The organism is Pedobacter sp. 01N416 (genome assembly GCF_056399685.1).
Genome location: NZ_JBFTRT010000715.1, coordinates 1 through 2,217 on the forward strand (window position 1 = coordinate 1; position 2,217 = coordinate 2,217).

Annotated in this window: 2 protein-coding genes; both read right to left on the reverse strand. The window is 33.5% G+C overall.

From position 1 onward, the window contains the following. On the reverse strand, nucleotides 1-1,002 hold a 1,002-nt coding region (locus AC1DND_RS26220), incomplete at its 3' end, for a glycosyltransferase (protein ID WP_477585579.1). Further along, on the reverse strand, nucleotides 995-2,217 hold a 1,223-nt coding region (locus AC1DND_RS26225), incomplete at its 5' end, for a lipopolysaccharide biosynthesis protein (RefSeq protein ID WP_477585580.1). The genes AC1DND_RS26220 and AC1DND_RS26225, both read right to left, overlap by 8 nt.

Consider the following 2,217-nt stretch of genomic DNA (forward strand, 5'->3'; position numbering starts at 1 on the left):
CTCAATGGAGGGGCAAATAAATAGATCCACTGCCCTAAATGCTATGGGTAAATCCTCCTGACTTAGCCACCCTAATTGAAAAATAGGATAAGGAATCATTTCCTGTATGTTATCTTTTATGGCTCCGGCCATAACTATTACAATCCTATCATTCAAAGTTTCATCAGATGAATTCTTCAGTAGTTGCAGCGCTTCAATGAGAAAAAGCATTCCTTTTCTCCTTTCAGTTAAGGATAGCGCTCCAAAAAAAATTATCTTTTTATCAAGTGGCAACAGAAATTTACTCCTTGATTTTTCGACATCCCCTGGGTAGAAAAGATTTTCATTGATCACCAAATCAATGTTAAATTTATTTTTTCCCTTGTACAAGAAGCTTTTATTGATTACACTCAACATATATTTCCCACCAATGGGATAAATCTCTGTTTTATCAATAAATTCTTTCTTGTAATTCATATTTTTAAATGTAGCATCATGGGGATCATTCGAATATAATCCAGGGCAATTCCCGCACAGCTTCGTGAACCCCTCACAATCCCAAAAATAGTGGCAGCCTCCCGTAAGAGGATCCATATCTACGGGGAATAAAATAACAGGCGCTCTTGTCTTATTATATAGCTCGTAGATATTCTCTTCGTTGAGAAAAAAATGAGGGAACAGATAAATGATTAAATCTGGTTTTTTAGAAATTTTTGACAAAACATTTTTTGTAGAAATTTTCTTCTTAGAATAGCTCAGATCAAAAATATAATAATCAAAGTTTGATTTAATCTTCTTGCCAAAAAGTGCAAATATTTTATTTTTAAGCTTAACCAGCTTTGATTCGAATTGATTATAAACAGATTTTACTCCAGGTTCAAACTTAGGGTCATAGAATTTGGTAATCAATTCGGCATAGTGGCCTTTTTGATTTAATGAATTGATGATATCAAGAGCAAGAATCCCTGAATGAGAATATGGCGGGGTCCCCGACAAAAGTAGAATATTAAGTTTCTTACTCATTCCAAATTCCTTCCGCTTTACCTTTCAATATTTTATTCACCTGCATAGGAGCCCACCAAGCTGTACTTACCAAAGGTAACAAAGATTGGCCCCAAATTAACCCTGCTAGCCCAAAATGCCGACCAACGTAAAGTGATAATGGAATGTTCAAAAGCGCTATTATTATAGCGCTGATTAATTGGATCTTTAACTTTCCAATTCCATTTAACAATTGGGAGTGCAAGCTTCCCCAAGTATTCACGATCGTAAAAAAAGCCATTCCTGATGTCAGCACTAAAGGAATGGTAACAGAATCCTTAATCCAAATCTGGTAAACATAAGGTGAAATAATTACCAAACATATTGAAAGTAAAAGTAGCAAAACCCAAGCTTTTCTTAATTTGTTTAAAACACCTTTCATCCATTGTATGTCTTGCTTGGCATATGCATCTGTAAAGGCGATCCAAAATGGTGCAATTAAAATGGTAAAAACCATTGGTACTACCGCTAGATATTTATAAGATATATTATAGATTGTCACTTCATTTGGACCAAATAACTGTATAATTATAATATTATTTGTTTCATAAATAATTATAACTACAATCTGAATAACAAAAAATTTCAATCCAATTGACATCAAATCCTTCGCATACTTAAACTTAACATATTTAAATTTTGGCGAATATTCTTTGAGATCTCTCGAAAAATACCAGCACGTCGATACAAGAAGTATAAAAATTTGTCCTCCCCCAAGAGCATAACCTAGTGTAATTAGTGATCCATCGCCAAATTTAGTTAGTAAGAACACCAGAGCTAAAACCAGTAATTGTCCAAGCATATCAAAAAAAGAAGATAACGCTGGTTTTTGAATTGCAGAGAGCAGAGTTGTTATTAACTTTAAAACGAATTGAAATGCGAAACTAGAAAATACAATGATTGCCAGCGTACTCAGTTCCCCACTTAAATACCTTGGCGCATTAAGTATTTTACTCCAGTCTAAAAAAATATTTATGAAAAAAAATATGATTAATAAAAGTAATGTTATGATCGTTAAAATAGCATAAGTAGTACTGACATAAACCTTTGCCAAATCTTTTCTATCTTTTGCAAGTGATTCGGCAAATTTATTTTTCATGCCGTTGCCAAAGCCAATATCAAAGAAGCTAGCCCAAGCAATAATTGAGGAAATAGTTACCCATATCCCATAACGTTCGGGACTAACATAATTAATTG